This is a genomic window from Amycolatopsis sp. NPDC114503 (assembly GCF_055633655.1).
In genome coordinates this window covers 74,303-100,831 of sequence record NZ_JBVKDT010000021.1, presented here as the reverse complement: position 1 = coordinate 100,831, position 26,529 = coordinate 74,303, and the positions used below count along the sequence as shown (strand labels likewise).

26 protein-coding genes, 2 tRNA genes and 1 other RNA gene are annotated in these 26,529 nt (G+C 68.3%); 12 read left to right on the top strand and 17 right to left on the bottom strand.

Annotation, left to right across the window (positions count from 1 at the left end):
- Nucleotides 1–144 precede the first annotated feature (144 nt).
- Both ACZ7OI_RS46745 and ACZ7OI_RS46740 read left to right on the top strand, forming a co-directional pair.
- The gene (locus ACZ7OI_RS46745; RefSeq protein WP_470270554.1) at nt 145–930 is read left to right on the top strand and encodes an IclR family transcriptional regulator; all 786 of its coding nucleotides are present in this window, start codon (nt 145–147) and stop codon (nt 928–930) included.
- Between the two features lie 321 nt (nt 931–1,251).
- Entirely contained in the window at nt 1,252–1,824 is a 573-nt protein-coding gene (locus ACZ7OI_RS46740; RefSeq protein WP_470270553.1) for an LppA family lipoprotein, read from the top strand.
- 167 nt (nt 1,825–1,991) lie between these two features.
- Here ACZ7OI_RS46740 and ssrA read toward each other — a convergent pair.
- Nucleotides 1,992–2,366, bottom strand: a transfer-messenger RNA (tmRNA) gene (ssrA, locus tag ACZ7OI_RS46735).
- 189 nt (nt 2,367–2,555) lie between these two features.
- On the opposite strand from ssrA, the gene ACZ7OI_RS46730 reads away from it, so the two are divergent.
- The 5 genes from ACZ7OI_RS46730 (at nt 2,556) to ACZ7OI_RS46710 (ending at nt 6,793) form a co-directional block, all read left to right on the top strand.
- Complete coding sequence (locus ACZ7OI_RS46730; RefSeq protein WP_470270552.1) at nt 2,556–3,248, top strand: sensor domain-containing protein; 693 nt, start codon at nt 2,556–2,558, stop codon at nt 3,246–3,248.
- Entirely contained in the window at nt 3,245–4,378 is a 1,134-nt protein-coding gene (locus ACZ7OI_RS46725; protein ID WP_470270551.1) for a sensor histidine kinase, read from the top strand. Before ACZ7OI_RS46730 ends, ACZ7OI_RS46725 begins: the two co-directional genes overlap by 4 nt.
- A gap of 57 nt (nt 4,379–4,435) precedes the next feature.
- The gene (locus ACZ7OI_RS46720) at nt 4,436–5,077 is read left to right on the top strand and encodes a response regulator transcription factor (protein WP_470270550.1); all 642 of its coding nucleotides are present in this window, start codon (nt 4,436–4,438) and stop codon (nt 5,075–5,077) included.
- 92 nt (nt 5,078–5,169) lie between these two features.
- Nucleotides 5,170–5,388 carry a hypothetical protein gene (locus ACZ7OI_RS46715; protein ID WP_470270578.1) on the top strand — a complete coding sequence of 73 codons (219 nt, stop codon included), beginning with the start codon at nt 5,170–5,172 and terminating at the stop codon, nt 5,386–5,388.
- A 100-nt stretch (nt 5,389–5,488) separates the two neighbouring features.
- Nucleotides 5,489–6,793 carry an acyltransferase family protein gene (locus ACZ7OI_RS46710; RefSeq protein WP_470270549.1) on the top strand — a complete coding sequence of 435 codons (1,305 nt, stop codon included), beginning with the start codon at nt 5,489–5,491 and terminating at the stop codon, nt 6,791–6,793.
- On the opposite strand, the gene ACZ7OI_RS46705 is transcribed toward ACZ7OI_RS46710, so the two are convergent.
- The 9 genes from ACZ7OI_RS46705 to ACZ7OI_RS46665 form a co-directional block, all read right to left on the bottom strand.
- Nucleotides 6,783–7,679 (bottom strand): amidohydrolase family protein, encoded by an 897-nt coding sequence (locus ACZ7OI_RS46705; RefSeq protein ID WP_470270548.1) that lies wholly within the window; start codon nt 7,677–7,679, stop codon nt 6,783–6,785. The genes ACZ7OI_RS46710 and ACZ7OI_RS46705 overlap by 11 nt on opposite strands.
- A complete protein-coding gene (gene smpB, locus ACZ7OI_RS46700) occupies nt 7,676–8,158 on the bottom strand; it encodes an SsrA-binding protein SmpB (RefSeq protein WP_449671826.1) in 483 nt (160 codons plus the stop codon). The genes ACZ7OI_RS46705 and smpB overlap by 4 nt, the downstream gene beginning before the upstream one ends.
- Before the next feature lie 52 nt (nt 8,159–8,210).
- The gene (gene ftsX / locus ACZ7OI_RS46695) at nt 8,211–9,104 is read right to left on the bottom strand and encodes a permease-like cell division protein FtsX (RefSeq protein WP_470270547.1); all 894 of its coding nucleotides are present in this window, start codon (nt 9,102–9,104) and stop codon (nt 8,211–8,213) included.
- Between the two features lie 45 nt (nt 9,105–9,149).
- A complete protein-coding gene (gene ftsE / locus ACZ7OI_RS46690) occupies nt 9,150–9,839 on the bottom strand; it encodes a cell division ATP-binding protein FtsE (RefSeq protein ID WP_009073292.1) in 690 nt (229 codons plus the stop codon).
- 98 nt (nt 9,840–9,937) lie between these two features.
- A complete protein-coding gene (gene prfB, locus ACZ7OI_RS46685; protein WP_470270546.1) occupies nt 9,938–11,041 on the bottom strand; it encodes a peptide chain release factor 2 in 1,104 nt (367 codons plus the stop codon).
- 64 nt (nt 11,042–11,105) lie between these two features.
- Entirely contained in the window at nt 11,106–11,606 is a 501-nt protein-coding gene (locus tag ACZ7OI_RS46680; RefSeq protein ID WP_470270577.1) for a PadR family transcriptional regulator, read from the bottom strand.
- 239 nt (nt 11,607–11,845) lie between these two features.
- A tRNA-Met gene (locus ACZ7OI_RS46675) sits at nt 11,846–11,919 on the bottom strand.
- A gap of 619 nt (nt 11,920–12,538) precedes the next feature.
- Nucleotides 12,539–12,612 (bottom strand) — tRNA-Met (locus tag ACZ7OI_RS46670).
- Between the two features lie 67 nt (nt 12,613–12,679).
- On the bottom strand, nt 12,680–15,649 hold the full coding sequence (locus tag ACZ7OI_RS46665) for a UPF0182 family protein (RefSeq protein ID WP_470270576.1): 2,970 nt from the start codon (nt 15,647–15,649) through the stop codon (nt 12,680–12,682).
- 166 nt (nt 15,650–15,815) lie between these two features.
- Here ACZ7OI_RS46665 and ACZ7OI_RS46660 point away from each other — a divergent pair, with 166 nt between their 5' ends.
- Nucleotides 15,816–16,370 (top strand): PPA1309 family protein, encoded by a 555-nt coding sequence (locus tag ACZ7OI_RS46660; RefSeq protein WP_470270545.1) that lies wholly within the window; start codon nt 15,816–15,818, stop codon nt 16,368–16,370.
- A gap of 64 nt (nt 16,371–16,434) precedes the next feature.
- Here the strand turns inward: ACZ7OI_RS46660 and ACZ7OI_RS46655 are convergent, their stop codons facing one another.
- A complete protein-coding gene (locus tag ACZ7OI_RS46655) occupies nt 16,435–17,454 on the bottom strand; it encodes a YlbL family protein (RefSeq protein ID WP_377928550.1) in 1,020 nt (339 codons plus the stop codon).
- Nucleotides 17,455–17,645: 191 nt separating this feature from the next.
- On the opposite strand from ACZ7OI_RS46655, the gene ACZ7OI_RS46650 reads away from it, so the two are divergent.
- Complete coding sequence (locus ACZ7OI_RS46650) at nt 17,646–19,088, top strand: zinc-dependent metalloprotease (protein WP_470270544.1); 1,443 nt, start codon at nt 17,646–17,648, stop codon at nt 19,086–19,088.
- Nucleotides 19,089–19,464: 376 nt separating this feature from the next.
- Here ACZ7OI_RS46650 and ACZ7OI_RS46645 read toward each other — a convergent pair whose 3' ends face one another.
- Complete coding sequence (locus tag ACZ7OI_RS46645) at nt 19,465–19,974, bottom strand: M48 metallopeptidase family protein (RefSeq protein ID WP_470270575.1); 510 nt, start codon at nt 19,972–19,974, stop codon at nt 19,465–19,467.
- A gap of 216 nt (nt 19,975–20,190) precedes the next feature.
- Here ACZ7OI_RS46645 and ACZ7OI_RS46640 point away from each other — a divergent pair, with 216 nt between their 5' ends.
- From ACZ7OI_RS46640 to ACZ7OI_RS46630, 3 genes are all read left to right on the top strand, one after another.
- Complete coding sequence (locus ACZ7OI_RS46640) at nt 20,191–21,276, top strand: ThiF family adenylyltransferase (RefSeq protein ID WP_470270543.1); 1,086 nt, start codon at nt 20,191–20,193, stop codon at nt 21,274–21,276.
- Between the two features lie 103 nt (nt 21,277–21,379).
- A complete protein-coding gene (locus tag ACZ7OI_RS46635) occupies nt 21,380–22,681 on the top strand; it encodes an ABC1 kinase family protein (RefSeq protein ID WP_470270574.1) in 1,302 nt (433 codons plus the stop codon).
- A gap of 234 nt (nt 22,682–22,915) precedes the next feature.
- Nucleotides 22,916–23,710 carry a hypothetical protein gene (locus ACZ7OI_RS46630; protein WP_470270542.1) on the top strand — a complete coding sequence of 265 codons (795 nt, stop codon included), beginning with the start codon at nt 22,916–22,918 and terminating at the stop codon, nt 23,708–23,710.
- A gap of 204 nt (nt 23,711–23,914) precedes the next feature.
- On the opposite strand, the gene ACZ7OI_RS46625 is transcribed toward ACZ7OI_RS46630, so the two are convergent.
- From ACZ7OI_RS46625 to ACZ7OI_RS46605, 5 genes are all read right to left on the bottom strand, one after another.
- Nucleotides 23,915–24,097 (bottom strand): hypothetical protein, encoded by a 183-nt coding sequence (locus tag ACZ7OI_RS46625; RefSeq protein WP_470270541.1) that lies wholly within the window; start codon nt 24,095–24,097, stop codon nt 23,915–23,917.
- The gene (locus ACZ7OI_RS46620) at nt 24,094–25,005 is read right to left on the bottom strand and encodes a class I SAM-dependent methyltransferase (protein ID WP_470270540.1); all 912 of its coding nucleotides are present in this window, start codon (nt 25,003–25,005) and stop codon (nt 24,094–24,096) included. Before ACZ7OI_RS46620 ends, ACZ7OI_RS46625 begins: the two co-directional genes overlap by 4 nt.
- Before the next feature lie 434 nt (nt 25,006–25,439).
- Nucleotides 25,440–25,604, bottom strand: a complete 165-nt coding sequence (locus ACZ7OI_RS46615) for a hypothetical protein (protein ID WP_470270539.1) — start codon at nt 25,602–25,604, stop codon at nt 25,440–25,442.
- Nucleotides 25,605–25,873: 269 nt separating this feature from the next.
- Complete coding sequence (locus ACZ7OI_RS46610) at nt 25,874–26,137, bottom strand: hypothetical protein (protein WP_470270538.1); 264 nt, start codon at nt 26,135–26,137, stop codon at nt 25,874–25,876.
- Nucleotides 26,134–26,481, bottom strand: a complete 348-nt coding sequence (locus tag ACZ7OI_RS46605) for a WhiB family transcriptional regulator (RefSeq protein WP_470270537.1) — start codon at nt 26,479–26,481, stop codon at nt 26,134–26,136. Before ACZ7OI_RS46605 ends, ACZ7OI_RS46610 begins: the two co-directional genes overlap by 4 nt.
- Nucleotides 26,482–26,529 lie beyond the last annotated feature (48 nt).

The following is a 26,529-nucleotide window of genomic DNA, read 5'->3' as shown; positions in this document are numbered from 1 at the left end:
TGCGGAGTCGGCGGTAGTGTCTGGGATTCAAGACAACACGTGGCGAGAGCCTCGACTACCGGAGCGAACGGACCCCTCATACTCCGTCCGGGCGGTGCGAGGGGTCCCCTCGCGCCATTTCCTGAGGAGGCAGAGGAGTCCCCGGTGAGCAGTTCCGACGTCCCCGCCCTGCGCAACGGCCTCTCCGTCCTGCGCCTGCTCGCCGGCCACGCGGGCCCGGTCTCCGCCGCCGCCATCGCCCGCGACCTCGACCTGCCCCGGTCCACGACATATCACCTGCTCAACGAACTAACCGCGGCCGGCTTCGCCACCCACCTGCCCGCCGAACGCCGCTACGGCCTAGGCATCGCAGCCTTCGAACTAGGCTCGGCCTACCTGCGCCACGACCCGCTGGAGCGCTTGGCCGGGCCGCTGCTGCGCAAACTGGTAGACCGCATCGGCCACACCGCACACCTGGGCGTCCTGCACGGCAACGAGTCCCTGTACCTGATCAAGGAACGCCCAGCCCGCCCGGAAACGCTGGTCACGGACGTCGGCGTACGCCTGCCCGCCCACCTGACCGCCTCCGGCCGCGCGATGCTGCAACACCTGCCAGCCGCACACGTCCGCGCCCTGTTCCCAGCCGCCGCGTCGTTCGTCCTGCGCACTCCCCGCGGACCGAATTCACTGGCCGCGCTACGCCGCACCTTGGCAACCGAACGCCGCCTGGGCTGGTCAGTGGAAGACGGCCACGTGACGGCGGGCTTCGCTTCTGTCGCTGCGCCGGTGTTCGACCACGGGTCCCGCCCGATGGCGGCGATCAGCGTGACGTTGCGTCATCTGTGCCCGGAGGACGTTCCTTGCCAGGAAACCTTCCCCGATTTGGCGGAAGCTGTGGCTGCGACTGCAGCAACACTCACTACCCACATCGGCGGCAACCGGCCGGAGTGAGATCAGGATTTTGCGGCCTGCATGCCCGCGGCCTCGTCGGACTCAGGGACCAGGCTCAGCGCAAGTAGAGGCATGAACTCGCAAAGCACCTTCTGCACGACGGTGCCCCCCGAGAAATCGTGGCAGTCACCAAGCACGCCAACCTAAAACCCGGCGGGCGAGCTGGACACCCTGAGCGCAAACACCGGCTCACGCGAAGAATCCGAAACCACAGCCGTCTTCCGCACCCATTGCCCGCCAAACCACACCAAAGCCGTAGTCCGTGCAGAACCCCGGCTCGTGGCGGGCAGATCCGACCTGCTGGTTCGCTACGTACCGCCGATGACCAAAGGCACCATGTACAAGATGAGACGCCACGTCGCAGCATTAGCCGTCATGAGCTTGGTGCTGACGGCTTGCGGCACCGGGGAGCCCAACCCGATGGACGCTCGACAACAGCAGTTCGCTGAACTGGCACAACGTCCCGACATCGATCAGGCCTCCGCGCGCTACGCCGATATGTCGGCGAAGGTCCGCGACGCCCTCTCCGCCGCGTTCCCGGCGTTGAAGTGGCGACAGACCACTCAATTGACCGGCGCAGCCTGTGGCGAGGACTACCCCGGGCTCAACGGCGACGGAGAAATCCGAGGACTGCCGAACTGGCTGGCCGAAGGCCCCCTCTCCGACGCCCATTGGGAGCAGGCGGCATCCGCAGTCCGCACCGTGGCACACCAGTACGGATTCACTGCAGAACAAGCGACCGTCAACCGACCCGACGATCACGAAATCGTCTTCCGAGACCAATACAGCGCAGAACTGAACTTCGGCGCTGCCGTCAACACGACCCTGCTAGTCCGCACCGGCTGCCACCTGACAACAAACGCGAAAACCCGCAGCCCCCCGCCCGGCACCTAACCCACGCCTCGCCCTCCGTCCCGGAACCCCGCCACACAACCCGACCACAACGACGGGGGTCCAGGGGGCACAGCCCCCTGGCGGGGGTTTGGGGGTCCGACCCCCAAAGCAAAAACGAAGAAGAGCCCTGGCCAACGCGCCAGCGTGGCAGGGCTCTTCTTCGTTTCGAGTGGAGGTGCCGGGAATTGAACCCGGGTCCTCTAGCGCCTCCTCAAGGCTTCTCCGTGCGCAGTCCGCTCTGTCTCTGCTTGGCCCCTTCAGTCACGCGAACAAGCTGAAGTGACGAGCCCAGCCACTGTTTGCTTCCCTACCGGGCCCCGTGGCCGGGACCGGCGGTAAGCCTCCTAGCTGATGCCGGCGACCGGGTCGGAGGCGACCCCGGGCCGACAGACTTGCTCTGCTGCGATCAGGCAGCGAGAGCGAAGTCGCGCTGGCTATTGGCCTTGGCGCTTATTAGGTTGCGATGACGCTTACGGTGGTCTCTCGCCTGCACCGGCACGCTTCCCTTGATTCAACGTCCAGAGTCGAAACCGTTCACCCCCTTGTAGGTGCTTGTAACCTCACCATCATAACTCCCCCGGCAACCCGATAATTCCGGCATGGGCCAGTGCATGGGCCAGCAGGCGGGGTAGGGCTGTCCCCACCTCCAAGATGCCCGCTCGCCCCCTGGTTGCCCGGCACCGGTCCGGCCATGCTGAGCAGGTCAGTTTCCGCAGTGAGGGAGCCCCGCCATGGTCACCGTGCCCGCCGGTCGCAGTTTTGGGCGCCGCACTCCGCCGTTGGGCGGGGCGCTGGCTTATCTGCTGCTCAACCTGCCCATCGGCATCCTCTCGTTCACGCTGATCGTGACGCTCGCGGCGGCCGGGTTCGGGACGCTCATCGTGTGGCTGGGCGTTCCGCTGCTCGCGCTGCTCGTCCTGTTCGCTCGGACCGCGGGGCGGGTCGAGCGGGGGCGGGTGTTCGCGCTGCTGGACGTGTACGTCGACGACCCCTATCTGCCGTTGCCTCCGTCGGGGCTGAAGCAGCGCTGGCTGGCCCGGCTGAAGGACCCGGCGACCTGGCGGGACCTGTCCTACCTGTTCCTGCTCTTCCCGCTCGGCCTGCTGGAGTTCGTGCTGGTCGTGACCGTGTGGGCGGTCAGCTTGGGCCTGGTCGGGCTCCCGATCTACTACCGCTTCCTTCCGGACGGCGTCTACTCCTTCCCGAGCTACGATGTGCCCTGGTTCGTCGTCGACTCGACGGTGACCGCGCTGCCGTGGGCGGCGCTGGGGGTGTTGTTCGCCGCGATCGCCGTGGCCCTGACGAAGGGGCTGGCTGCGCTGCACGCGGCGTTCGCGACCGGGCTGCTGCGGCCCACGGTCGCCCAGCGGCGCCGCATGGAGCGCTCGTGGAACGAGATCGACGGGATCACGGTGGCCGGATGACTTCGCAAGACCCGCCTCCGGAGCACCCCCGTCCGCATCCGGCCCGCACGATCGGGTACATGATCCCGTCGTTCGTGCTGCGGCTGCTGCAGTTCATCCTCATCGTGGTCGGCGGGACCGTCGGCACGGCGACGCTCATCATCTGGATCGGCTTCCCGATCCTGCTGGCCGTCACCGGGTTCATCCGCTGGTCAGGCGACCTCGAACGGCGCTGGGCCCGCCGGATGCTCGGCACCCCGATCGGCCCGGTCGAACGGCTTCCGCTGGACGGGCAGTCGCTGACCCGCCGCTGGCTGACCCGGCTGTCCGACCCGACGACCTGGCGCGACCTGGCCTACCTGATGGTCGCGTTCCCGCTGTCGATCGTCGAACTGCCGATCGCGCTCGCGTCGATCGTGCTGCTGCCGATGGCGATCTGGGTGACGCCCTGGCTGGGCTGGCTGCACGGCAACCTGGCGCTGTCGATGCTCGGCCCGAACCGCACGAAGAAGCTCGAAAAGAAGGCTGAGCACCTGCAGGCGTCGCGGGCTCGTGGCGTCGACGCCGCGGAGGCCGAGCGCCGCCGGATCGAGCGTGACCTGCACGACGGCGCCCAGCAGCGGCTCGTGGCGGTCGCGATGAGCCTCGGCCGGGCGAAGTCGAAGTTCGACAACGACCCGAACGCGGTGCGCGACCTGATCGACGAGGCGCATTCGGACGCCAAGCTCGCCGTTTCCGAGCTGCGCGACCTCGCCCGCGGCATCTACCCCGCCGTGCTCGGCGACCGTGGTCTCGACGCGGCCCTGTCCGCGCAGGCCGCCAAGTCGCCGATCCCGGTGGACGTGCACGTCGACGTCGAGCCCCGGCCGCCGGCCGCGGTCGAGACCACGGCGTACTTCATCGTCGGCGAGACCCTCACCAACATCGCCAAGCACTCCGGCGCGACCGAGGCGATGGTGAAGGTGTGGCGCTCGGACACGCACGTCATCACCGAGATCACCGACAACGGCCACGGCGGCGCCGAGGTCCGCCCTGGCGGCGGGCTCGCCGGGCTGGCCGACCGAGCGGCGACCATCGACGGCGTGATCACCGTCGTGAGCCCGGTCGGCGGGCCGACGGTCATCAGAGCGGACCTGCCGTGTCAATGGTGACCCGTTCGTGAGTGAATAGCCCCCGGGAGCTTTTCACTCACGGACCTGGGGGCTTTGATGCGAGTAGTGATCGCCGAAGACGCCGTGTTGCTTCGGGCGGGGGTCACCCGGTTGCTCGCCGACGAGGGCATCGAGACGGTCGCCGCGGTCGACAATGGCGACGATCTGCTCGGCGCGATCACCGAACACCGTCCTGACCTGGCGATTGTCGACGTCCGGATGCCGCCGACGTTCACTGACGAGGGCTTGCGCGCGGCACTGGCCGCCCGCAAGAAGATCGCTGGACTGCCGGTGCTCGTGCTGTCCCAGTACGTCGAGGAAAGCTACGCGGTCGAACTGCTGTCCGGCGGTGCCGGAGGCGTCGGCTACCTGCTGAAAGAGCGCGTCGCCGACGTGGACGAGTTCCTGGACGCGGTCCGTCGCGTCGCGGACGGCGGCACCGCCATCGACCCCGACGTCATCGCCCAATTGATGGCCCGCGGCCGCCGCAACCCGCTCGATTCGCTCACCGCGCGTGAATCCGAGGTACTCGGACTGATGGCGCAGGGCCTGTCCAACAATGCCATCGCGAACTCGCTGGTCGTGTCGCACGGAGCGGTCGAAAAGCACATTGGCAACATCTTCGCCAAGCTCGGTCTCGAGGCCAGCTCCGAAGAACATCGCCGGGTCCGCGCGGTGCTGACCTACCTTGGCCGTTAAACCTGGCCGCTGAAACCCCTCACTCGAACTGACGGCAGCCCGGGCGGGCATCCCTCGCTTACCATGGACTGATGCCGAGCGAGGAGAACCCGATGTCCGACCGCAGCGTCCGCTTCTTCGGCGGCCCGCTCGACGGCCGGGTGCAGGAACTCGCCGACGAGGAACCGGTTCCGGGCACCGTCGTGCGCCACATCCACCTGCACGGCGGCCCGAAAATCGAGACGCGGTACGAACTCGGCCTGACCGAGAGCGGCTGGGCGTACCGCGTGCAGGCGCGCGAATCCGAACCGGAGCCCGACACTCTCCCGTAGGGGTAGGGCAAACCCCACCTCGCACCCCCTGCTGGCCAGAGCCCCTTTTCGGTGGTCTGCACCGCTGTTTCCGAGCCCGGGAACCGACAGGCTCTTCAGCATGACGACGAGCCAGTTGCCGACCCGCAGCCCAAGGGCGACCCGGGACAAGTTCCTCGACGTGGTGCGCGCCGGAGCGATCCTCGCGGTGATCGCGCAGCACTGGACGATGCCGGTGCTTTCCTTCTCCGGCAACACTCTTGCCACCGGCAACGCCCTCGCGACGCCGGGCTGGTGGATCATCACCTGGGCCTCGCAGGTCATGCCCCTCGTCTTCTTCGCCGGCGGCGCGGCGAACCTGATCTCCTTGCGCCGCGCGGAATCCACCCGTGCCTGGTTCGCCGGGCGCGTGCGCCGGCTGCTCGTTCCGGTCCTGCCGCTGATGGCGGTGTGGCTCGTCGTGCCAGATCTGTTGCACGGCATGGGGGTTCCGTCTCAACCGGTCCAGGTGGCCAGCGCGATCGCCGCGCAGCTGCTGTGGTTCCTCTCCGTCTATCTGCTCACCGTGCTGCTCACGCCGCTGATGGTCGCCGCACACCGCCGCTGGGGTCTCGCGGTGCCGGCGGTACTGGCCGGACTGGGCGTTCTCGTTGACGTGGCACGGTTTTCCGACCTCGGCCTGATCGGGTACGCCAACGCCGTCATCGTCTGGGTGGCCGTGCACCAGCTCGGTTTCCACTACGTCGAAGGACGTCTCGGCTCGCTCAGCCGCCGTGCCGCGCTGGCCGTGTCCGCCGCCGGTTTCGGGGTGACGGCGCTGCTGGTCGCGTTCGGTCCGTACCCGGCGAGCATGATCGGCATGCCGGGCGCGCCGGTGTCCAACATGAGCCCGCCGACCGTCCTGCTGCTGTTCCTGGCGCTCGGCCAGATCGGCTTCCTGCTGGCGTTCCGCGAGAAGCTCGTCTCGCTCCCCCGCGTCACGGCCGCGCTCAGCTGGCTCAGCCCGCGGTTCATGTCGGTCTACCTCTGGCACATGCCCGCGCTGGTCGTGGTTTCCGGCGTGACCGTGTTCGGCCTCGGCTACTCGACGCCGACCCCGGGCTCGTCGATGTGGTTCCTGATGGCGCCCGCCTGGTTCGCGGTGTGCGGCGCGGTGCTGCTGGGCCTGCTGCGCCTGTTCGAACGCTTCGAGATGCAGCCGGACGGCCTGGTCGTGACCGCACGGACGCCCCAGCTGGTGCTGGCGGGCCTGCTCGCCTCCGGCGGTCTCCTCGGCCTGGCCGCGCACGGGTTCGCCCCGCTGAGCGACGGCAACCTGCTGAATGGTCCGCTGCCGTGGGTGGCGCTGGTCGCGGCCGGGTTCGCGCTGGCTGGACGTCAGGTGTCGCTGCCGCGCGGCCGGGCCCTCGTGGCGGTCAAACGCTGAGCAGCTTCGCGGGGGTGTCGTGCAGCACCGCTCGCAGGAAAGGCTCGCCAAGGCGATCGTCGGCTGCCCAGCCGGCGATCGCCCGCAGCTGTGTGGCGTAGGAGTACGGGATGTTCGGGAAGTCGGTACCGAGGACGACGCGGTCGGCCACCTCGGCCAACCGGACCGTCCAGTCCGGCGGCAGCGGCGACATCGCCTCCGCGAACGGCACGCCGACCATGGTGGTGTCCAGGTGCACCCGCGGGTACCGGGCCATCAGCTCGAACGCGGTGGTGAACTGGGGCATCGCCGCGTGCGCGAGGACGGCGGTGAGCCGCGGATGCCGTTGCAGGACTTCCTCGAACACCTCGAGCCCGGTGAAATCGCCGCGCAACGGCCCGTGTCCACAGTGGATCACCACCGGCACGCCGGCGTCGGTCAGCGAGCCCCACACCGCGTCGAGCAGCTCGTCACGCGGGTCGTAGGCCCCCACCTGCACGTGCGCCTTGAAGCACCGGGCTCCCGCGCGCAACGCACTGTCCACATAGGACGCCGCGCCCGGCTCCGGGTAGAACGTGCCGGTCGGCACCGCTTCCGGCACCTGCTCGGCGAACTCCAGCACCCACGACGTGAGCCACTCCGCCATGCCCGGCTTGTGCGGGTACACCAGCGGCGCGAAGGCTTTCACGCCCAGCGCGCGCAGCGTCTCGATCCGCTCCGCCTCGGGCGTGCGGTAGTGGATCGGCCACGGCGTGCCGTAGTGCTGCTCGGCGCGGTCGAAATACGCCCACACCTTGTCCAGCACCGGCTTCGGCAGGAAGTGCACATGCAGGTCGACGATGCCGTCGAGGCCGAGCCCGGCGATCCAGCCCGGGACGTCGGCGTCGGTGGCCGGACCCGCGCTCACTCCGTGAACCGGCCCTTCAACGCCCGCCCCATCGCGCGGCTGATGTCCTTCTGCGCGTCGCGCTTGGCGAGCGACTGGCGCTTGTCGTAGGCCTTCTTGCCCTTGGCCAGCGCGATCTCGACCTTGACCTTGCCGTCCTTGAAGTACATCGACAGCGGCACCAGCGACAGACCGCTTTCCTTGGTCTTGCCGATGAGCCGTTCGATCTCGCGCCGGTGCAGCAGCAGCTTCCGCGTGCGCCGCGGCATGTGGTTGGTCCAGGTGCCCTGGGTGTACTCGGGGATGTGGACGTTGCGCAGCCACACCTCTCCGTCGTCCACCGTCGCGAACGCGTCCACCAGCGACGCTTTGCCGGCCCGCAGGCTTTTCACCTCTGTGCCCACCAGCACCATCCCGGCCTCATAGGTGTCCAGGATGGAGTAGTCGTGCCGAGCCTTGCGGTTCGACGCGATGACCTTCTGTCCACGTTCCTTGGGCATACCGACCACTTTACGTGATGTGTCCGACGGCGAGCAGCGGATTTCTCCGCCGCTAGTGCCGCACGTACAGCCGCAGCGTCACGTATCCGGTGATCGCCGAGATCACGATCGACACCGCCAGCAGGATCGGCGCGACCGGGAACAGCACCTCGAGCGTAGTGATCTGCGGGAACACCTCGCCGGTGAAGACCGTGTCGAGGAAGGACAGCTTCGTCAGAAGCAGGAACACCACCCCGAGCACGGCGCCGACCGTGCCGGCGACCACCGCCTCCAAGAGGAACGGCAGCTGGGTATACCACCGCGTCGCGCCCACCAGGCGCATGATGCCGACTTCCGTCCGCCTCGTGAACGCCGAAACCTGAATGGTGTTCGCGATCAGCAGCAGGGCGGCGACGGCCATGATGAGCGCCATCACGAACGCGATGTTCCGGACTCCGTTGAAGACGTTGAACACGCGGTCGAGGAACTTCTTCTGGTCGTCGACCTTCTTGACGCCGGGCTGGCCGGTGTACTGCTTGATGATCGCGTCGGACCGGTCCGGGTCCTTCAGCTTCACCTGCAGCGACGCGGGCAGCGCCTCGGGACCGGTGAGCTCGAGCAGTTCGGGCTGGCTCGAGAAGATCTTCTTGAACCGGTCGTAGGCCTGGTCGCGGTTCTCGTAGACGACCGACTCGACACCGGGGTTGTTCTGCAGCGACTGGCGGAGCCCGTTGCAGAGCGCCTGCGTGCAGTTCTTGTCGTTCGCGCTCACCTCGTCGACCAGCGAGACCGAAACTTCGACTTCGGCGAGGAAGTTCGCCTTCATCTTGTCGATCGTGCGCACGGCGAGCAGACCGCCGCCGAGCATGGCGAGCGAGACCGCGGTGGTGAGGATCATCGCGATGGTCATCGTGACGTTCCGGCGCAACCCGGTGACGACCTCGCTGAAGACGAAACTGGCTCGCATCGCTCTCGTAATTCCTTGGGTCGGGGCGGAAAAGGGCGGGGTGCGTCAGCGGCCGATGCCGTAGACGCCGCGGGCGTCGTCGCGGATCACGCGACCGAGCTGCAGCTCGACGACCCGCCGCCGCATCGAGTCCACGATGGAATGGTCGTGCGTGGCCATCAGCACCGTGGTTCCGGTGCGGTTGATCCGCTCCAGCAGCAGCATGATGTCCTGGCTGGTGTCCGGGTCGAGGTTCCCGGTGGGCTCGTCGGCGAGAAGCACGAGCGGACGGTTCACGAACGCGCGGGCGATCGCGACGCGCTGCTGCTCGCCGCCGGAGAGCTCGTTGGGCAGCCGGTCGGCTTTGCCGTCGAGGCCGACGAGTTCGAGCACCTCGGGCACGACCTTGCGGATCGTGGGCCGCGGTTTCCCGATGACCTCGAGCGCGAACGCGACGTTTTCCGCGACGGTTTTGTTGGCCAGCAGCCGGAAGTCCTGGAACACGCAGCCGATGGTCTGGCGCAGGCGGGGGACCCTGCGCCGGGCGAGCTTGGCGACGTCGAAGTTCGACACCATGACCCGTCCCTTGGAGGGCACCTCTTCCCGCAGCAGCAGCCGCAGGAACGTCGACTTCCCGGAACCGGACGGGCCGATGAGGAAGACGAACTCACCCTTGTCGATCTCGACCGACACCCGTTCGAGGGCGGGACGGGTCGAGGTCTTGTAGACCTTGGAAACCTCTTCGAGCCGGATCACGGTTCGGCATCCTACCCATGGACCCCGTTAAGCCCGGGTTGCCGGTGCCTTGGGTGACCCGCGCCTCGTCCCGGCGCGGGTCGCGGCCGCTCCCCGGATCAGACCGCGTTCGCCTGCTTGCGCCAGCGGATTCCGGCTTCCAGGAAGCCGTCGATGTCGCCGTCGAGGACCGCGGTGGGGTTGCCGACCTCGAATTCGGTGCGCAGGTCCTTGACCATCTGGTACGGGTGCAGCACGTAGGAGCGCATCTGGTTGCCCCAGCTGGAGCCGCCGTCCTTGAGCGCGTCCATCTCAGCCCGCTCCTCCTCCTTTTTGCGCTGCAGCAGGCGCGCCTGGAGGACCTTCATCGCGGCTGCCTTGTTCTGCAGCTGCGATTTCTCGTTCTGGCACGAGACGACGATGCCGGTCGGGATGTGGGTGAGGCGGACCGCGGAGTCGGTCGTGTTGACGCTCTGCCCGCCGGGGCCGGAGGAGCGGTACACGTCGACGCGGATGTCTTTTTCAGGGATGTCGACGTGGTCGACTTCCTCGACCTCGGGCAGGACCTCGACGTGGGCGAAGGACGTCTGCCGGCGGCTCTGGTTGTCGAACGGCGAGATCCGCACGAGGCGGTGGGTGCCCTGTTCGACCGAGAGGGTGCCGTAGACGTACGGGGCGGTCACCTTGAAGGTGGCGGACTTGATGCCCGCTTCTTCGGCGTAGGAGATGTCGAAGACGTCCGTCGGGTAGCCGTGCCGCTCGGCCCAGCGCAGGTACATGCGCAGGAGCATTTCGGCGAAGTCGGCCGCGTCGACGCCGCCCGCTTCGGAACGGATGTTGACGACGGCGTTGCGGTCGTCGTATTCGCCGGACAGCAGGGTGCGGACTTCGAGCGCGTCGATGTCTTTGCCGAGTGCGGCGAGGTCGCCCTCGGCCTCGGTCATGCTGCCGCTGTCGCCCTCGTCGGCGGCGAGCTCGTAGAGGACGCCGAGGTCGTCGAGGCGCTGGCGCAGTTCGGAGACGCGGCGCAGCTCGGCCTGCCGGTGGGACAGCTGGCTGGTGACCTGCTGGGCCTCTTCCACGTTGTCCCAGAGGGTGGGGCTGGACGCCTGTGCCTCGAGCTCGGCGACCTGGGCCCGCAGCGCGTCGAGGTCCATCACCGACTCGATCTGCGTCAGCTTGCCGGTCAGGTCCTTCAGCGCCGCATCGAACTCATCACTCACGTCGGACAACGTTACGGCAAAACCCACGACCGGTCGCGAACCGGTCGTGGGGCCGTGGCGAAGCTCAGGCCGCCGGGATCGAGTCGAGCAGCTTCAGCGCGGCCTTGGCCTGCGCCTGGGCGAACTCGGCGACTGCCTTGGCGTAGGGGCCGTCGGCGGTCTTGGCGGCGTTCTTGGCCTCTTCGAGCTGCGCCTGGTAAGTGGTGCGGGCGCTGTCGAGCAGGGCGCTGCGCTGCTTGGCCGTCAAGGAGCCGGCGTGCACGAGCCGCAGGATGAGCGGGCTGCGCAGGTGGTCGGGTCCGGCCTCGGACGTGAGCCACGTCTTGAAGGCCTTCTTGCCTGCCGCGGTGAGCACGTACTGCTGGCTCGAACGGGGTCCCTGCTTGCCGAGCCGGACGAGACCCTCTTTCGAGAGCGCCGGGAGCTCGCGGTAGACCTGGCTGCGGGTGACACTGAAAAAGGCGCCGAAGCGCTCGTCGGCGCCCGAGACCAGCTGCCCGCCCGTGGCGGGGCCGTCATGGAGCAGACCGAGCAGAGCGGCGGCGGTTGCATTCAATTCGGACACCCCTCTACGGTCCCACTTATCCGTCGCTGTGTCCACAGTGGTCACCACTGAGTCCATTGTGGCCAGCGGCAACCCCTCTAACAGCCCAGTCCGCAGGTATGTCCACAATAGACTCTGCCACTCTCAGCAACCACCGCCGAAACGATCACCGCGCCGCAACCACCACCCGAGCGACGGCCAAATGGCGCACAAAAAAGCCGGGGCCCGTGCATCCGCACGAGCCCCGGCTTGATTCCAAGTAGCGGGGACAGGATTTGAACCTGCGACCTCTGGGTTATGAGCCCAGCGAGCTACCGAGCTGCTCCACCCCGCGTCGTTGTGAAAACAACAATACACGCCCCTCAAACCCCCCGAACACCACCCCCACAAACACCCCCTGACCAGCAAAAACACCCCAACTCCACTACCCCCGCCCGCCAGACCTCCCCACCACGATCCCCACGAAACCCGCCGCCCAAAGAAACAACCACCACGACTTCCGCACTCCCACACTCCGACCCCACCCCAACGCCGGAATATTCCAACCCCCACAACGATTCCCGACCCTCCACAACAGACAACGAAGAGGTCTAAACCTGCCAAACCCCCCAAGCGACAACCCCAACGCACTTGGCAACCTCAAAATTCTTGCTCTCTAGGCGACTTCACCCCCGCAAAGCCCCAACCCCCAACCCCAAGCCCTCTAACCGCACACGCCCCCGAATTCCCACCGACCGACGCCGAACAACACCACACACACATCGGCCCCGCGCACTCGGACATGGCCTGGCTCGAACCGACGCGAACCAAAAGGCGAGCCCCCACCCTCACGTGCCCCAAACGGGGGTCCAGGGGGCTCGCCCCCTGGCGGGGGTCTGGGGGTTCGACCCCCAGGGCAATAACGAAAGAGACCCGCCTTCGCGCTTTACGCGAAGACGGGTCTCCCATCTCTGTAGCGGGGACAGGATTTGAACCTGCGACCTCTGGGTTATGAGCCCAGCGAGCTACCGAGCTGCTCCACCCCGCGTCGTAGGACCTACCTTACGCCCTGGTTTCCCTAGGGTGCAAAGCAGGTGCCTATTACGTAATCGAGGTCACCCGCCGGGCTTGGACGGCGGCCCGCTGGAGGCGGGCGGAGCGGTCGGTTTGGCGGCGTAGTACTCCTTGGTGGCCGCGTCGAGCGCTTGCATCCCGGCACCGTAGTCGGCGAAGTTGCCGGATTGCTGTGCTGCCTTCATTTTGGCGAGCGCGGCCTGGATGTCGCCGACTGCCTTGTCCATGGCCGGGTTGCTGCCGCCGGTGCTGGGCGGCGGCACCTGGGTGCTGGACGTCGGCGGGGTCGTCGTGGTGCCGGGGTCGCCTTCCTTCGGCGTCGTGGCCGCCGCGCCGGTGCCCTTGCCGAAGACTTGGTCGAGCGCCTCGTTGAGGGTGGACGCGAAGCCGATCTTGGCTCCGTAGGAGACGAGCACGCGCGCCAGCTGCGGGTAGCTCAGCTGGTTTCGCTGGCGGATGTAGACGGGTTCGACGTAGAGGAATCCGTCGGCGACCGGCAGCGTGATCAGGTTGCCGTAGATGGGAATGACGTTGGGGTTGTTCAGCAATGTCCGGTCTTGGGCGACGCGGGGGTCGCTCTGGAACCGGTTTTGCACCTGGACCGGTCCGTCGACCTGGTTCGCGCCGCTGGCGGGCGGCAGTCGGAGGACGCGGATGGTGCCGTAGTCCTGCGGATCGGACGAGATGGACATCCAGGCGGAAAGATATTGCCGCTGCAGACCGGTGAGCGCACTGGTCAGCTGGAACGTCGGCCTGCCTTCGCCCGCCGCGTTGGCGAGGACGTAATAGCCGGGCTGGTTGGCGACATTCGAGCCGGCCGTGGTGGAACTGCCGTCCTCGGTCGGGTCCTGCGGGACGCTCCAGAACGCCTGCTGCGCGTAGAACTCCTGCGGGCTGTCCACGTGGTAGCGGGCGAGCAGTTCGCGCTGGATCTTGAACAGGTCCTCGGGGTAGCGGAAGTGCGAGCGCAGTTCCGGAGAAATCTCCGAGCTGGGCTTCACGACGCCGGGGAAGACGTTCTCCCACGCCTTGAGGACGGGTTCGTTGTCGTCGATCGAGTACAGGTTGACGGTGCCGTCGAACGCGTCGACGGTCGCCTTCACCGAGTTGCGGATGTAGTTGATCGAGTTGTTCGCCTGTTTGGTGACGCCGTTGAGCGAGTCGTTGGTCGCCTCGCCGAGCTGCGTCTGCTGGGCGTACGGGTAGTTGTCGAGCGTGGTGTAGCCGTCGACGATCCACTGGATGCGGCCGTTGACCACCGCGGGGTACGGGTCGCCGTCGAGGGTGAGCCACGGGGCGACCTTGGCGACGCGGTCGCGCGGTTCGCGGTTGTACATGATCTTCGAGCCGTCGCCGATGGCGTCGGAGAAGAGGATCTTCGGTTCGCGGTATTCGGCGGCGAACATCAGCCGGTTGAACCAGTTGTCGAGCGAGACGCCGCCCTTGCCCTGGTAGAGGTAGCCGCGCTGGGCATCGGTGTCGTATTCGCCGGGAGCCTTGCCCGGAGTGCCGCCGACGATCGCGTAATCGGACTGGTTGGTCAGCTCGCCGTAGTAGATCCGCGGCTGGTCGACCTTGATGCCCGGCTGGCCGTTCACCGAGCCCGCGCCCGCGGGGTTCGTGGTGTCGCTCGTGGTGGCGATCGGGTAGCCGCCGTCGGAGTTCGAATCCTTCACCGCACGGTCGATCGTGTTGGCGGGCGCGGCGACGAAACCGTTGCCGTGCGTGTAGACCATGTGCTTGTTGATCCAGTTGGTCTGGTTGCCGCTGAGCCCGTCGGTCTTCATTTCCTTGGCGGCAACGATGTAGTCCTGCGTGGTGCCGCCGATGGTGTAGCGGTCGATGTCCAGCTTGGACGGGAAGCCGTAGAAGTTCTCGCGGCCGACGCGCTGGGTGAAGGTGTCGCTGAGGATGTTCGGGTCGAGCAGCCGGATGTTGGACACCGTGCCGGTGTCGCCCTTCACCGCGTCCGCGGTGGTTTCGGTCTTGCCCGGGTACTGCTCGTACTTCACGTTGGTGAGGCCGTACGCCGCGCGCGTCGCGTCCATGTTGCGCTGGATCGACGGCGCTTCCTTCTCGTTGGCGTTCGGCTTGACGGAGAACTGGTCGAGGATCGCCGGCCAGGCGACGCCGACCAGCACGCTGGAGAGGATCAGCAGGACCAGCGAAATCGCCGGCAGCTGCAGATTCCGCAGGAACGCGCCCGCGAAGAAGGCGATCGCGCAGATCACCGAAATGCACAGCAGGATCAGCTTCGCCGGGAGCACCGCGTTGAGGTCGGTGTAGGTGGCGCCGTTGAACAGCGGCATGTTCCGGTCGGACAGCAGCAGGTTGTACCGGTCGAAGAAGTATTCGACCGCCTTCAGCAGCACGAAAAGCCCGACCGTGATGGCGAGCTGCGCCCGCGTCGGGCCTGCCAGCTGGCCGCCGCGGCCGGCGAGCCGGATGCCGCCGAAGATGTAGTGCGCGATCAGCGCGCCGAAGAACGAAATGACGATGGTGACGAACAGCCAGCCGAGCAGCCAGTTCACGAACGGCAGGGAGAAGGCGTAGAAACCGAGGTCGATGCCGAACTCGGGATCCTTCTGGCCGAACGAGGTGCCGTTGAGGAACAGCTGGATCGTCTGCCAGTCCCCGGTCGCCGACGCGCCGGAGATGACGCCGGTGAGCACCGGGATGCCGATGCCGAACAGCCGGATCCGGCTGACGATCACCGAGCGGTAGCGCGAGAGCGGATCGTCGCGGCCGGACACCGGCACGAACACCGGGCGCGTGCGGTAGGCGATCAGCAGGCTGACCGCCAGCGCCCCGCCGACCAGCAGCCCTACCGCGAGGAAGAGCACGACGCGGGTGACCAGCTGCGTGGTGAACACCGAACGCGCCTGCAGTTCGCCGAACCACAGCCAGTCCACGTAGGTGTCGAGCAACCGGACGCCGGCCAGCAGGGCCAGCACGATCACCGCGGCGATGATGAGAAGGATCCGGCTGCGCCGGGACAGCTTCAGGCTCACCGGGGGCCGAGTCGCCACGGCAATGCTCCTGTCTTCGTGAACACGTTCGCCGGGGACAGCTGTGTCCCCGTGACCTCTAACTCTACGGACGGTGCCCTGAGTTCCCGGGACCACCCAAACCGGGCACGCGCGGCGCGTCGCGGAGACGCCTGACACGATGGTCGCCATGCCACCGAGTGAGCCGTCTGCCGCCCACCCTGTCGCCGGGCTGGCCCGGGAAGTCGAAGAGTTCGTCGCCGCCGCGGGCTGGAACCAGCCGCCGCAGTTGTTCGCGCTGGTGCCGACCGCCGCGCTGCTGGACGAACAGCCCGAACTGGCCGGTCAGCTCGACCGTTCGAACCCGCTGACCCCGGTGGCCCAGGAGGCGCTGCCGGACGGCGATCTCGCCGAATCGCTCGGCCGGATCGCGTGGCCGGACATCGTGGTCGGATGCGCGCTGGCGCAGGAAATCATCGTGCTGCCCCCGGACGTCGAGGCGGAACTCGAAGGAATCGCCGAGGCGGACGCCGAAAGCCTCCGCCGCGCCGCCGCGGACCACCCGCGCCGCACCGAGGCCCGTCTCGTCGCCGCCGTCCTGCGCGAAGGCGACGCGGCTTGCGTCATGCGGCTGCGCGGCGTCCAGCCGGGCGACGAGGACGAGAACGCGGTCGACGAGCTGGTGGAAAGCCCGGATCTCGCGCCGAATCTGGTGGACGCGCTGAAGACAACCCTGCAGCCCTGATCTTGCCCCAACAGTGAAGGCCCCCTCGAAGTTCGAGGGGGCCTTCACTGTGTCTGTGATCCGGTCAGCAGTGCGCTGTCGGTCGACCGGCCTTCAGGTTGTCCAGTTGCTTGAGCGCGTCGTCGAGCGTCGACACCTTGATGAGGTTGAGCCCTTCCGGCGCGGCTGATTTGGCCTCGGCGCAGTTGTGCTCGGGGACGAGAAAGTCGGTCGCGCCCGCTTCCTTCGCTCCGACGACCTTGAACGAGATCCCGCCGATCGGCCCGACCTGGCCGGTCTCGCTGATCTCGCCGGTGCCCGCGATGTGCCTGCCGCCCGCGAGGTCGCTGCCCGGCTTTCCGGGCGGGGTGAGCCGGTCGATGATCGCGAGGGTGAACATCAGCCCGGCCGACGGGCCGCCGACGTCCTGCAGCGAGATGTCGACGGAGAACGGCGCGACCGCGCGGTCGACGGCGGTCAGTCCGAGGAAGCCCTGAGTGCGGTCCTCGCGCTGGGCGAGCGTGACCGGCACGGTGCGTTCCGGCTGGCCGAGGTGCTGGAAGGTGACCTGGACCGAATCGCCCGGCTTGGTGTTGGCGATCGAGGCGGCGACCTCGGCGGCCTCGCGGACCTGCTTGCCGTTGACCGCGATGAGCTTGTCGCCGGGGGCGAGGATGTGGTCGGCCGGACTGCCGGACACGATCTGCTTCGCGACGACCTGCACCGGATAGCCGAGGTGGCGCAGGGCGGCGACCTGGGCGTTGCTCTGCGAGTTCTGCAGCTGCTGGATGTTCTCCTGCTTGACCTGCTCGTTGGTCTCGCCCGGCTTGTAGTACTCCTCGCGCGGCGCGAGCGCGTAGCGGCCGCTGGCCCAGAGGCCGAGCGCGGTGAAGAGGTTGATGCCGTCGTTGAGCGAGACGGTGGTCATCCGCAGTTCGCCGCTGGTGCCGTAGGTCTGCTGTCCCTTGACCTGGATCACCGGGTTGCCCGCGGCGTCGCGGCCGAGGGTGTCGTAGGTGGGTCCGGGGCTGATCGCGACATACGGCACCTGGACCAGGAACCCGGCCACGACGAACACCAGGAACAGCACGCCGCTGACCAGCATCGTCCATCCGCGGCGGGTCATCCGCCGGTCGCTGCGGGCCGGCGCGCGCGACGGCTCGGCGCGGCGGGACTGGTTCGCGGTGTCCTCGTCCGGTTTTGTCACGAGCGACAGCGTACGGTGACTGTGTTCGCTTCCCGGTGAAGGCCACGGTTGACGCGCTGAGCCGAGTCCTACCCGCGTACGGTGGAGCTATGAGCAATCCCCCGTTCGGCTTCGGACCGCCCGATCCCGACAAGCGAGGCGACAACGACCCCTCGAACCCGGGCCAGCCCGGCGGAGCCGAGGCGTTCAACCAGCTCGGGCAGATGCTGAGCCAGCTGGGCCAGATGCTGAGCCAGGCGGGCTCGTCGAGCGGGCCGGTCAACTACGACCTGGCGAAGCAGATCGCACTCCAGAACCTGAGCGGACGGGACGACGCCAAGCTCGGCTTCACCTCCGAAGGCGGCGACTCCGCCAGTGCCGTGCGCGACGCCGCGCACCTGGCGGAACTGTGGCTCGACGCGGCGACGATCCTCCCCGCGGGCGCGACGTCGACCGTCTCGTGGTCGGCGCGCACCTGGGTCGAGAAGACGCTGCCGACCTGGCAGCGGCTGTGCGATCCGGTGGCGCAGCAGGTGTCCGGCGCGTGGATGCAGGCGCTGCCCGAGGAGGCCAAGCAGGCGGCGGGTCCGCTGCTGTCGATGATGGGCCAGATGGGCGGCATGGCGTTCGGGTCCCAGCTCGGCAACGCGCTGGCGCAGCTCGCGCAGGAAGTGCTCACGTCGACCGAGGTCGGCTTGCCGCTCGGCGAGGCCACGACGTCGGCGCTGCTGCCGGCGAACATCGAGAAGTTCACTGAGGGCCTGGAGCTGCCCGCCAGCGAGGTGCTGGTCTTCCTGGCCGCGCGCGAGGCCGCGCACCAGCGCCTGTTCGCGCACGTGCCGTGGCTGCGGCAGCGTCTGCTGGCGACGGTCGAGGAGTTCGCCCGCGGAATCACCGTCGACACCTCCGCGCTGGAGTCCCTGGCCGGAAGCATCGACCCGGCGAACCCGGCGAGCATCGAAGAAGCGATGTCGTCCGGCCTGCTGGAGCCCCAGACCACCCCCGAGCAGCAGGCCGCCCTGAAGCGCCTGGAAACCCTGCTGGCGCTGGTAGAAGGCTGGGTAGACGTGGTGGTGGCGGAGGCCATCGGCGACCGCCTCCCCGGAGCCGAAGCCCTGCGCGAAACGCTGCGCCGCCGCCGCGCGACCGGCGGTCCCGCCGAGCAGACCTTCGCGACCCTGGTGGGCCTCGAACTCCGCCCGCGCCGGATGCGCGCCGCGTCGTCCCTGTGGAAGCTCGTGGAAGACCGCCACGGCGTGGAAAAGCGCGACGGCCTCTGGTCCCACCCCGACCTCATGCCGACCGCCGAAGACCTGGACGAGCCCCTGGACTTCGCCGACCGCATGTCCGAACCGGCGGCTCTCGCGTCGGACCTGGACCCGATCGCGGAGCTGGAGCGGACGGAGAAGGCCGAGCGCGAGGCCCGCGAGAGCAAGTCGGCCGCCGAGGGCGGCGACGAGGCTGGCGGGGCTGGCAGGGCTAAGGACTCCGACGCTGGCTCCGCCGACAAGGGCGACGAGACCCCGAAGGACGAGGGGAACTCGCCTTCCTGAGGCCGCCTGCCCTGGCTGCGCTGCCGTTCACACCCACCATGCGGACCGTCTCACCTGGTTGAGGCGGTCCGCGTGGCGTTTGTACGGCCAGCAGCCCTCTCCGCACACGCTCGCCTTCGCGGCTTCCTGTCATTGCCAATCCGCTGCGGGTCATTGCCAATCCGCTGCGGCTTTCGTCTGCCCGCAGACGGCTGCCCGCTTTCCGGAAGCCCCGTTTTCCGGAAGCCCTGCAGCCGTCTCGTCCTCACTCCGGACCACGACAGCCGTGCGCCTAGCCCTCTTGCGAAATCCTCAGCCCGTCGCCGCAGGCCACGCCCTCCCCCGGACTTCTCGCCAGCCGCACTGGCCGCTGACTCTCCAACGCGTCCCCACCCCCTCAGTCCTCCTCCGAAATCCCCCACCCAGCCGCCGCCGAAAGCCCCTCCAGATACCCGATCGCCCGTTCCGTCTTCGGATACCGGTTGACCAGCGTCCAGAACGCCGCGTCGTGCCCCGGCTCCTTCAAATGCGCCAGCTCGTGGATCAGCACGTAATCCAGCACCCACTGCGGCACCCGCTGGAGCCGATCGCTGACCCGGATGGTCGCGTCCACCGGCGTGCACGATGCCCACCTGGTGCGCATCGGCGGCACCCACCGCACGCTGGCCGGCAGCGCTTTTCCGTCCAGGTACTTCGCCCCGAGCAGGGCACAGCGCGCCAGCAACGCCGCATCCGACGCCTTGGGCGGCGCTGCCTTCCGTCCTCCCGAGCGCAGCAGCCTGCGCTCCATCTCCGCGACCCAGTGTTTCTCTTCCTCGCTGGTCATCCGTGCCGGGATGAGGACCACCAGGGTGTCCTCGTTCCAGTACGCGGTGACCGTCCGGTGCCTGCGCTGGCTGCGCCGCACCTCGACCTTGTGTTGAGAAGTGTCCGACGGGGCCTTCTCGCCCCTGCCTCTCAGTGAGGGCATCCGTGCTTCGACCACTCGACAACGGTAAGGCTCAGCACCGACAACTTGGAGCGCCGAAAGGTCACAGCCCTGAGTTGTCCACAAGTAGATTTCCCTGTGGACAACTCAGCTTCTCACCCGCGAGTGGAGTTCCGGAGCTGCCAAGCTGGCCGCATGACCCTGTCCAGTGTTCCGCCGCCGGATGTGCTCCTCCCGGCTTATCCGACGTTGCTTCCGGGCATCCACGTGCTCGAACGCGACGGCAACGAGATCCAGTTCGGCCTCGACCCCCGCCACGGCATCGTCGCCAACGGCCTGCCCGCTCCGATCGTCGACAGCGTCCGCAGGCTCGACGGACGGCGGGGCCTCGAGGACGTCCTGCTCGCTGTAGGCGAACACCGGGAGCAGTTCCAGCTGCTGCTGAAACAGCTGTCCGCGCTCGGTTTGGTCACGGAAGCGGCGAAGAAGAGCGCGAAACGGGTCGAGACCGGGTTGTGGTCGCTGCGAGCCCGGCACTACCAGCCAGCACTCACGGACCGTCGCTGGCAGAGCCTCATCGCGGTCCATGGCAGCGGACGGATCGCCGTGGCAGTCGCCGCGCTGCTCGCGGCGTCCGGAGTCGGACACCTCGACATCCGGGCGTCCGGCACGGTCACCGAAGCCGACCTCGGCTCCGGGTTCACGCCTGCTGAGCTGGGCCAACCGAGGCAACGCGCGATCCGGACCGTCGTCGCGCGGGTCGCGCCCGACGTCACCACCGCCCGAAACCAGCGACGCCTCCCCGACCTCGTGCTGCTCACCGACACACTCGTCCCGCCGCCGGAAGAAGTAGCCGAACTGGTCGACTCCGCCACCTCCCACCTGCCGGTCCGGGTGTGCGAGGGCACGGGCATCGTCGGGCCGCTCGTCGTGCCTGGTCGCAGCGCCTGCCTCCGCTGCTGTGACCTGCACCGGACCGACGCTGATCTGTCGTGGCCAAGGATCGCGACGCAGCTGGTAGGCCGGATTCCACGAGCGGACCTGGGCGCCGTGCACGCCTGCGCCTCGCTCGCCGTCGCGCAGGCGATGCGGCTGCTCTCGCCGAGCGAAACTCCGCCGCCGACCTGGAACGCCACGCTGGAGATCGACAACTTCGACGGAAAGTTGCACCGCAAGAACTGGGAGCCGCACCCGGACTGCGGCTGCGGTGCGCCCGTTCCCGTGGAAGAAGGTCCGTTACCGGCGCAAGAGGTGCCCGAGGAGGTGCTGCAAGAGACGTAGGACACACCTGGGTGCGGTAAGCAGGCTGCGGACGTCGCGCTCATCAAGGCAGAATCGCAGGGTGACCGACTTTCGCGACCGAACCGGAGACCGCGATTCCGCCATGCCGCGTCGCGGCGCTGCCCGTACCGCGAAGCTGGCGAGCCTTCCGCTCGGCATCGCCGGACGAGCTGTGGGCGGCTGGGGCAAGCGGCTGGCCGGGCAGAGCGCTGAGCAGGTGAGCGCGACGCTCTCGGCCAAGGCCGCTGAGCAGCTGTTCGAGGTGCTGGGCACGCTCAAGGGCGGCGCGATGAAGTTCGGGCAGGCGCTGAGCGTCTTCGAGGCCGCGGTGCCGGACGACATGGCGCAGCCGTATCGGGAAGCGCTCACGAAGCTGCAGTCGGCCGCGCCGCCGATGCCTGCCCGGCAGACCCACCGCGTGCTCGCCGAGCAGCTGGGCCGGTCCTGGGTCGGACGGTTCTCGCACTTCGACGACGAGCCGGCCGCCGCGGCGAGCATCGGCCAGGTGCACCGCGCGACCTGGCACGACGGTCGCGAGGTGGCGGTCAAGGTCCAGTACCCCGGTGCCGACGAGGCGCTGCGCAGCGACCTGCGCCAGCTGCAGCGCTTCAGCAGGCTGTTCCAGGCTTTCGTCCCGGGCACCGACGTGAAACCGCTGCTCACGGAGCTGGCCGAGCGGATGGACGAGGAGCTCGACTACCTCGCCGAAGCCGACAACCAGCGCGCCTTCGCGAAGGCATTCGAGGGCGACCCCGAATTCCTGATCCCGCGCGTCGTGGCGAGCGCGCCGAAGGTCGTGGTCAGCGAGTGGGCCACCGGCACCCCGCTGGCCAAGATCATCTCGGACGGCGATCCGGCCACCCGCGACCTCGCCGGACGGCTGCTCGCGGAGTTCCACTACTCGTCGCCGGCGCGGGCGCATCTGCTGCACTCCGACCCGCACCCCGGCAACTTCATGCTCGCCGACGACGGCAGGCTGTGCGTGATCGACTTCGGTGGCGTCGCGAAGCTGCCGCACGGAATTCCGCGGCACCTGGGCGAAATCACGCGACTCGCCCTGGACGGCCACTCCGACGAGCTGATGCGACTGCTGCGCGAAAACGGTTTCGTGCGGGCGGATTCGTCGCTGGAAGCGGACGAGGTGCTCGCCTACCTCGCGCCGTTCACCGAGCCGCTGGCCGAGCCGACGTTCCATTTCACGCGCCGCTGGATGCAACGGCAGGCGGGGCGCGTCGGCGACTCCCGGGGCAACGACTTCCACGTCGGCCGCTCGCTGAACCTGCCGCCGGAGTACCTGATGATCCACCGGGTCACGGCGGGATCGACCGGCATCCTCTGCCAACTCGACGCCGAGATCCCCGCTCGCGGCATCGTGGAACGGTGGCAGCCCGGGTTCGCCGGCTGAGTTATCCACAAGGCGAGAGCGCAACTCCGAGTTGTCCACAGATTGCGCAAGGTGGTTTCGCGGAGTTGATCAAGCCGTCATTCTCGATGTATGACGACTACGACAAGCACAGATTCCCTCGCTTTCGGTGACCTGGTCTCGCATGGAGTTCTCCATCGACGGCATCTGCGCGTCGCGGGAATTTCCGATCGAAGAGCCGCCCAGCTCTCCGGCCCGGGCGGCCCGTGGCGACAGGTGTATTCCGGCGTCTACCTCGTGCACGACAAACCTCCGAGCCGAGAAGAACTCCTGCACGCAGCCGTTGCCCGGTATGGCCCCGGAACCGTCATCACCGGCACAGATGCGTTGTGCGCACACGGAATCAGCCATCCGCGGACCCCGGAAATCCATCTCCTGGTGCCACACAACCGAAGGCCCGCCAGCGAACCGAGCATCATCACGTACCGCACCGCTCGAATGCCTGAGGCAATCCTGATCGAGGGCCTGCCCTACGCAAGCGCCGCCCGCGCCGCTCTCGACCTGGCCAGGCGGGAAAACGATCCGGACGAGATCGCAAGACTGGTCTCGCTGCCGCTGTATTGGGGTCTGGCGGACCGCGCCGAGCTGACGCGCGAACTGGACAACGGAAACCAGCGCGGCTCAGCGGCCGTACGCACAGTCCTGCGCAGCCTCGACGACCAAGAAACCTTCGCGCACGGACAAGCACTCCGTGTCCTCCAACGAACCCCGCTGCCCACCCCGCAATGGAACGTCGCAGTCTGCGATCGCCGCGGCCGCCGGCTCGGTACCGCAGACGCTTGGTGGGACGAAATCGGCCTCGCCTGGCGCTACCGCACCGGAGCAGGTCCCGACGACTTCAGCCACCTAGCCCTGGCCGCAACCGGGACCGTGCTGTTTCGGTGCACCCCACGCCAACTCCGGGATTCATCAGAGGAGATGAGCGCTGAGCTTCTCAACGCGTACCGCCATGCGGCGCGCACTCCTCGCCCGAAAGTGCGCGCTGTCTACAAGACAGGAAATGCCGCATGACCCAGATCTGACGCACAGGCAAGACGACGCGAGGACCCGCGCGCTGCCATCAGCGCCCGGCAGGCAACTTTGCTTCAGCGTCCCCCGCGGTCGTTGCGCGCGAGCTGAATGACCAGTGCTCAAAGGCATCCAGCCGTCCGTCGTTGAGCACGCAGCCCGGTCACGAACGCTCGCCCGACAGCCTGGGGCTCATTGCGCGCCCGATCACCAGTATTCGTCGGGCAGCTTGCCCTCGATGTCCCGGACGTGGTTGCGCGCGCAGTCCGGGCAGAGCCAGCGCTGCTCGCCGTTTTCCTTGGTGCTGACCCAGGCCAGGGCCGCGAGCGCGTCCGTTTCGGCAGCACGTGCTCGGCCGCACCAGGAGCACGTCGGGTCGGGCGCGGTCACGGTCGACGTCCGTGGTGCACGGTTCGCGCGCCGAGCAGGAAGAGATCGCGGCGTTTGCCGAGGTAATGGGAGCTGTCCGGATCGAGCAAAGAAGCCAGCGTCGCGCGGTCTTCCTCCGCGAGATGGTCGGCACCGTGCGTCGCGAGACGGGAAAGGTGGTGGTGCACATAGTCGGCGAGACCGTCCGGGCCAGGTGCGGGGTGGTCCACCAACGCACTGAACGAGCTGACGTCGGCGAGCCCGGCCCGTTCGAGCGCGACTGTCCAGCCGTACGGCATCGGCACGGCACCGTCGATGCCCTCGCGCATTCCGACGAACCACTCAGCCTGCGCGGCCTGCAGCCGGTCCTCTAGGCCGGGCCGTCCGACTCCGAGATCCCAAGGGAGGCAAGAAAAAGACAACCCGCCCTCAGCGAGAGCGACCACGCCACCAGCCCGCGCGACAGCGGCAAGCGTGCCAATCGCGGCCTGCTGGTCCGGAAGATGATGCACCACGCGCGACGCCCACACGAGATCCGCGGCGGGAAGCAAGTCGGGCAAGGCACCGTCGGCGAGATCGGCGACGATCGCACGAACCTCGACTTTCGGTGTGGCGCCTCCGGCTGATTCCGCATCCCCGGCAGCTCCGTCGGCGGCGGCTCGTACGGCGCGCTCGGCCTCGTGGAGCAATTCGGGAGTCGCGTCGACCAGGATGATTGTGCCGCCGTGCTGGGTGGCCAGGGTTTGGGCGAAGTGGGTGCTCATTCCGCCGGCACCGCAGCCCAGGTCGATCACCGTCGGGTTGGCGGGGAGTTTCTCGATCAGGCGGGCTGCGATCGCGGCTTGCGCGGGAGCGTCGAGGGTGTCGGCTGCACGGAGGAGAACCAGCCGGTCAGCCCAGTCGATGTGGTCGTGCGTATGTCCGGACACGGGCTCATTGAAACACCCGTCCGCGGGCCCGGACGAGAACGAGCCTGGACGGTCCCCCGACAGACCGTCCAGGCTCGTTCCGGCGAAGTCGTGAATCAGCGGCGGAATGGTCGCGCGGACGCCTGCCCCTCCCCATGGGCAATGCGCTTGCGCGGTCGCTCACCGCGAAAACCGTTGCTGGATGCTCGCCGCCCGAGCCGGTTGGGTAGGGCGAATCAGGGCGACGGGCGTCCGATCGCCTGGCTCGCAGCCGGGTGATCGGGCGACCGAACCTGACCGAATCCGCGCGGCCCGGGATGAGCCGGGCAGCGCGGAATCGTGCGGGAGGCGGGATCAACGCCCGGGCGGCCGACGCTCGCCACCCAGGATTGGAGGCAATCCTGGTGGCGGGCATCGGCTCCCGGACACAGGGGCAGCGGCCGGGCCAGACGGGGTTAGCCGAGCCAGGCCGAGGCAGCCAGCCGAGCCAAGCGGGCCAAGCCGGTCAGCCGGGCAGGCCGGGCAGCCGGGCAGGCCGGGCAGGCCGGGCAGCCGGGCAGGCCGGGCAGACCGGGCCGGGCCGGGCCGGGCAGGCCAGCCGAGCCAAGCGAGTCAGCCAAGCCGGTCAGGCCGGGCGGGCCAGCCGAGCCAGGCCAGTCGGCCGCGCCGGGCCAGGCCAAGCCAGGCCGGGCCAAGCCAGGCCGGGCCGGGCCAAGCCAGGCCGGTCAGGCTGAGCTAGCCGGGTCAGGCGAGCCAGCCAGGCCAGTCGGCCGCGCCAGGCCAGTCGGCCGCGCCAGGCCAGTCGGCCGCGCCAGGCCAGGCCAGGCGAGCCAGGCGGGCCAGGCGAGACCAGCCGAAGCTAGGCCCGCCTGGCCGGACTGAGTCACCGTTAATTGGGTGGTTGGTATCGCTCCGCTCGGCTGGTCGCCCAGCGGGCTACCCGCGACCAGCGGCGCGCGGCTCGCGCTTGGCGCCATGGGCGTTGGGTTTCGCATTCGGTTATCAGGTCGCGTATTCGCGCTCGGGACAGTTCTTCGTGAAGCAACATCTTCGTGATCTCCTGAGACTTGTTCTGCTTGGGTTTCGGCTGCACGCGGACCGGTTTTCCGGTGCGGGCCTCGAAATCGCGCGTGGTGATGAGGTCGACGGTCATGCGGCGGCGCTCCGGGCTGCGGCGGCGGGTTCGAGGGCGGCGTTCTTGCGCGGACGACCACGGGGCCGCTTGCGCGCGATCACCGCACCGCGCTCGAAGATCTCCCCTCCCCAGACACCCCACGGCTCACGCCGGGCGAGTGCTCCCGCGAGGCAGGCCTCGCGGACCGGGCAGGCGGCGCAGAATGCCTTGGCCCGCTCGAGTTCCGCGGGCGATTCGGCGAACCAGAGGTCCGCGTCGCGCGAGCGGCAGGGGAGTTCGGGTTCAGCGACCCCGTCGAGCAGGTCGCCGATGTCGAACCCTTCGGCTAAGGGGCCCTCGGCGAGGGCGATGGCAGACGACATTTCCATGCTCCTTTGCGATTCGGTGGTGGTGTGGCGGTGGGCGATCGA

What these genes read in the sequence shown, in the direction of transcription:
- ACZ7OI_RS46725 (WP_470270551.1), top strand. Translation starts at nt 3,245, where the DNA reads ATGACTTCGCAAGACCCGCCTCCGGAGCACCCCCGTCCGCATCCGGCC.
- ACZ7OI_RS46610 (WP_470270538.1), bottom strand. Translation starts at nt 26,137, where the DNA reads ATGACCGTCGACCTCATCACCACGCGCGATTTCGAGGCCCGCACCGGA.
- ftsX (WP_470270547.1), bottom strand. Translation starts at nt 9,104, where the DNA reads ATGCGAGCCAGTTTCGTCTTCAGCGAGGTCGTCACCGGGTTGCGCCGG.
- ACZ7OI_RS46635 (WP_470270574.1), top strand. Translation starts at nt 21,380, where the DNA reads ATGCCGCGTCGCGGCGCTGCCCGTACCGCGAAGCTGGCGAGCCTTCCG.
- ACZ7OI_RS46640 (WP_470270543.1), top strand. Translation starts at nt 20,191, where the DNA reads ATGACCCTGTCCAGTGTTCCGCCGCCGGATGTGCTCCTCCCGGCTTAT.
- ACZ7OI_RS46650 (WP_470270544.1), top strand. Translation starts at nt 17,646, where the DNA reads ATGAGCAATCCCCCGTTCGGCTTCGGACCGCCCGATCCCGACAAGCGA.
- ACZ7OI_RS46730 (WP_470270552.1), top strand. Translation starts at nt 2,556, where the DNA reads ATGGTCACCGTGCCCGCCGGTCGCAGTTTTGGGCGCCGCACTCCGCCG.
- ACZ7OI_RS46710 (WP_470270549.1), top strand. Translation starts at nt 5,489, where the DNA reads ATGACGACGAGCCAGTTGCCGACCCGCAGCCCAAGGGCGACCCGGGAC.
- ACZ7OI_RS46660 (WP_470270545.1), top strand. Translation starts at nt 15,816, where the DNA reads ATGCCACCGAGTGAGCCGTCTGCCGCCCACCCTGTCGCCGGGCTGGCC.
- ACZ7OI_RS46715 (WP_470270578.1), top strand. Translation starts at nt 5,170, where the DNA reads ATGTCCGACCGCAGCGTCCGCTTCTTCGGCGGCCCGCTCGACGGCCGG.
- ACZ7OI_RS46720 (WP_470270550.1), top strand. Translation starts at nt 4,436, where the DNA reads ATGCGAGTAGTGATCGCCGAAGACGCCGTGTTGCTTCGGGCGGGGGTC.
- ACZ7OI_RS46605 (WP_470270537.1), bottom strand. Translation starts at nt 26,481, where the DNA reads ATGTCGTCTGCCATCGCCCTCGCCGAGGGCCCCTTAGCCGAAGGGTTC.
- smpB (WP_449671826.1), bottom strand. Translation starts at nt 8,158, where the DNA reads ATGCCCAAGGAACGTGGACAGAAGGTCATCGCGTCGAACCGCAAGGCT.
- ACZ7OI_RS46655 (WP_377928550.1), bottom strand. Translation starts at nt 17,454, where the DNA reads ATGCTGGTCAGCGGCGTGCTGTTCCTGGTGTTCGTCGTGGCCGGGTTC.
- ACZ7OI_RS46740 (WP_470270553.1), top strand. Translation starts at nt 1,252, where the DNA reads ATGACCAAAGGCACCATGTACAAGATGAGACGCCACGTCGCAGCATTA.